Annotated in this window: 3 protein-coding genes; all 3 read left to right on the forward strand. The window is 59.4% G+C overall.

The window, feature by feature from the left end; all coding sequences use genetic code 11:
- Window positions 1–762: hypothetical protein (locus tag VII69_09430; protein ID HEY5095323.1), on the forward strand; the 762-nt coding region annotated here is incomplete at its 5' end.
- An 848-nt stretch (window positions 763–1610) separates the two neighbouring features.
- A complete protein-coding gene (locus VII69_09435; GenBank protein HEY5095324.1) occupies window positions 1611–2111 on the forward strand; it encodes a VOC family protein in 501 nt (166 codons plus the stop codon).
- A gap of 228 nt (window positions 2112–2339) precedes the next feature.
- A complete protein-coding gene (locus tag VII69_09440) occupies window positions 2340–3488 on the forward strand; it encodes a hypothetical protein (protein HEY5095325.1) in 1149 nt (382 codons plus the stop codon).
- Window positions 3489–3792: the final 304 nt, after the last annotated feature.

The raw sequence follows: 3792 nt of genomic DNA on the forward strand, positions 1-3792 counted from the left end.
GTCGTCGGCACTTCAACCAACTGGAACGGAATGGAAGGCTTGACGACGGGAGCAGGCACGAGCGGCGTATACGGACAGAATGCCGCACCTAGCGGGTTTGGAGTCGCCGGTCGCAACGTCGGGCCGAACTCCAGCTCTGGCGCCGGTGTTCTCGCGGATGGAGGACCAGCAAACGACGGACTGCACGCCATATCGGCCTCCGGCCATGCGGGGCTCTTCCAAAGCACTACCGGCAACCGGTTTCCTCCGATCGCCGTTCTCGGCGGTACTGCGGGCGGGCAGGGAGACCTGATGGATTTATTTGATGTCAATTCTAATCTCGAAGTGGAAGTCGCTGATAATGGTAGTGTCGCAATCGCAGGACAACTGTTTACCAGCGGTTCGTGCCGCAACGGTTGCGTGGTCGGCAATCATCAAACTCACTCCGTCACCGAATATACTCCCACGGAATCCGAGCCGACGATCGAGGACTTCGGCACTGGAGTTCTCGTCGACGGCCGCGCAGACGTCGTGCTCGATCAAAAGTTCGCCAACGTCATCGATTCAGACGCTAAGTACTTCGTATGGGCTATGCCCGAAGGCGATTGCCGCGGACTGTACGTCGCCAGTCAGACGGCGCGTGGCTTTACCGTGAGGGAGCTACAAGGCGGCCATACGAGCGTGCCGTTCGAATACCGCGTTGTCGCGAAGCGATACGGCATAGATGCGCGGCGTCTTCCTATGACTCCGATCCGTCGAGGCACCGCTCTGCCTCAGAGTTGATCTTATTGAACGCGGGTTGTTCGCCAGCGATTTCGTAGGCGCGTTTCACGAAAATCGGCAAACGACCAGCAAGCCCACCGCGAAGGTCAGCGCGAAGGCCCTGACGAGCGCCGCCAACGACGACAAATGACCGGAAGCGTCCGGCGATATCGGCCGATTTGTTGACCTATTACGGCGGACGACATGCCACGGCGTCCACTTGAACATCCCGCGTCGACGCGAACATCGACGCGACGGGCGAATACGACGTGCGCCTTCACGACGGCTCGGAACATCGGGTGAGCCGTAGCCATCGGCGTGCGCTGCAAGCGGCGCTAGAACAAGAGTAACGAAACGCCGGAGCGTTGATGAATGTGACGCCTTGCGCGCGGCAGCAGTTCTGCGAGCCAACAGCTTGAAAGGCCGTGTCGGGTATCAATAGATCGCAATTTCGCGTCACAACTCCCTATTCCGGACGTGTCGCAAAATAGTTGAGCGCGCGGATTCGGTTGATCAGCGATTGCAGAAACTCGCGGGCGTACGATTGTCGTAATGTCCACGTTCCGCTTGATCGGCCAAACCGCGGAAGCCTCGCCATCGACGACGCCAATTGTTCCATCGCCCACGCAGTTGATACGCAAACCGGGTGTGTACGACGATATCTTCGAAGACTTCTGCAGCGTCCTGGCGCTCCGCTGCAGGGCAGGCTTACACTCGGATTACCTAAGCTAAGCTTTGTCTCAGCTATGCCAACTCATACGCGGTCCGGCGAGTCGCGGGCGCGGGCATAAGAGTGCGAGGCAGATATGGCGAATGGAAGCGGGAGGCAGCCGCTTGAGTTGCCGCGTTAAAATGACGGGAGTTCGGACGTGCCAAAACCGGTTATCGCTCCAGGATTCTGCCAAGTAAGCTGGGTCGTGAAAGACATCGTAGCGGCCGAGAAGTTTTTCGTCGAAACGATGGGCATCGGCCGCTTCATGCACATGGAAAACCTGGCGGCAAAGGACACGGAGGGCACCTACCTCGGAAAGCCCGGGAACTGGGTCTGCCACCTCTATCTCGCCTACGCGGGCGACACGCAAATCGAGTTGATCCAGCCGGTTTCGGGCGAGAGCATGTACCAGGAGTCTTTGGACCGGAACGGCGACGCCGTTCAGCACGTGGCGTACGCTCTTGACGATTCGGCGTACGACGCCGCCGCCGCGTATATAGAGTCCAGCGGCTATCCCCAGATCCAGAGCTTCCGGCTGCCGATCGCGCGGGTAGGCTACTTCGATACGCGCCCGGCCGTCGGCGTCGTCACCGAGATCATCGGAGTCAACGAGGCCGGCCACCCGTTCCTGCGCGATCTGAAGTCGGGTAACTTTTGAACGATCGGATTCGCCCGTGAGCGACGTGGGCACGGGCGCACGGTCCAATAGAGTCGCCAGAGGCACGTTGTGCGAAACCGCGTTGCGATCCGCGGTCGTGAAGAGGCAGGTTACGGACGACGGATCTCACAAGCGTACCTTCGCACGAAAGACCGCTCCGTTGTCGTTCTATTCGTTGCTTCAGTATGAACGTGACTTCTGGCAATTCATCCGTAGGGGGAAACCATCATGTTCCACTCATCTCGCATCGGCCGCGCACTAAGTGCCGCGGCGACCGTCGCCCTTCTCGCAGGTTGCTCCGGCGGCGGCTCCTCCGTCCCGGCCATTCCGGCGACGCATTCGGGCGCGTCAAGCCAATTCATTTCCCGCAGCTCAATCCCGCACTTCAAGCTAATCGACGCGCTTAGGGGCAGGCTGCAGGCGCCCAGCAACACGCTGCGTTTCGACAATCCCGACCCGTTCGATCCAGCCGCTCCAACGAATGGGGTCTATGGCGCAAATTACGGCAACGCGGGAGGCGATCAGCTCGGCGGCTATTTCAACCTGTACAAACTGCCCGGGTCGTCACATTCGATGCCTATATGCGCGAACGGCGGCCTCAATGAGGTGGCCGAGATCAACGGCATGGGCGTCGACTCGACAGGGAAGCTCTGGGTGCCGGGACTCAAGCCCACCAACTTAACGAGTGGCATCGTGTTAACGTTCAAAAAGAACACGTGCACGGAAGCCACGGCCAAGTTAACCGATAAGGGCGGCGAACCGGCCGATATCGCGTTCACAACCACCGGCAAGATATTCGTTTTGGATATCGTCAACTTCCCCGCTCAGACGAACGGTCAGATCGAAGTCTATCCGAATGGCCAGACCAAGCCGACGTCCACCCTGCAGCTACCCGGTGAACTCGTCGGGACAGGAACGTCGCAGGGTCTGGGGCTCGGGGTCGCCACCGACAGCAAGAACAACGTATACGCAACGTACCTCAATACGAGCGGCGGCACCGACATCACGAAGTTCGCGGGCGGTAAGGGGGTCGGGAAAATCCTCCAAAATTCCAATGGCACCATTTACGAAGGCATGACGTTCGACGCGAATGGCAACCTTGTCGTTGCCGCAGACGGCTCGGGGGGTGCAACGATCAACATCTTCGCGCCTCCCTTCACCGGTACGCCGACGTCGTTTGCGGCGCAAGGCTCGGTCGTCGACCTCAAGCTCGATCCCGCGGGGACCAATTTGTATGTCGGCGATGCGGCGAATAACACGATCGACGTCTACAAGTATCCGAGCGGTACGTACAAGTACAGCATCGTAGTCACCACGGTACCTCCCAATGGCGCCGTCGTCGAAGGCGTCGCCGTCGATCCCTCCGCCAACAACTAGTAGCACCGCTCGCTCCTCGGCACGGAAGCGCCGGCTCATATATCGTGAGCCGGCGCTTCCTTATCGATTCGTACGAACCGTCGGGCGAGCGCTTTCGCCAAGATACTGGTCTTTTTGCAGTAGAGCATCGGCGGGGTAACCTTCGTGAACATCGCGGAGATTGATTGGATTGAGGCGTCCGATTATTATTCCCGTCTGCACGCCGGAGGAAAGACGCACCTCATTCGGCGCAGCATGGCCGACGTGGAAAAGGATTTGCATGCCTATGCGTTCCCCCGCGTCCATCGCTCGACCATCGCGAAGA

The sequence above is a fragment of the Candidatus Eremiobacteraceae bacterium genome (assembly GCA_036511855.1).
Taxonomy (GTDB): domain Bacteria; phylum Vulcanimicrobiota; class Vulcanimicrobiia; order Eremiobacterales; family Eremiobacteraceae; genus JABCYQ01.

Bases quoted from the DNA above. Each gene is read 5' to 3' on its own strand.
- VII69_09440 (HEY5095325.1), top strand. From the start codon at position 2,340: ATGTTCCACTCATCTCGCATCGGCCGCGCACTAAGTGCCGCGGCGACC.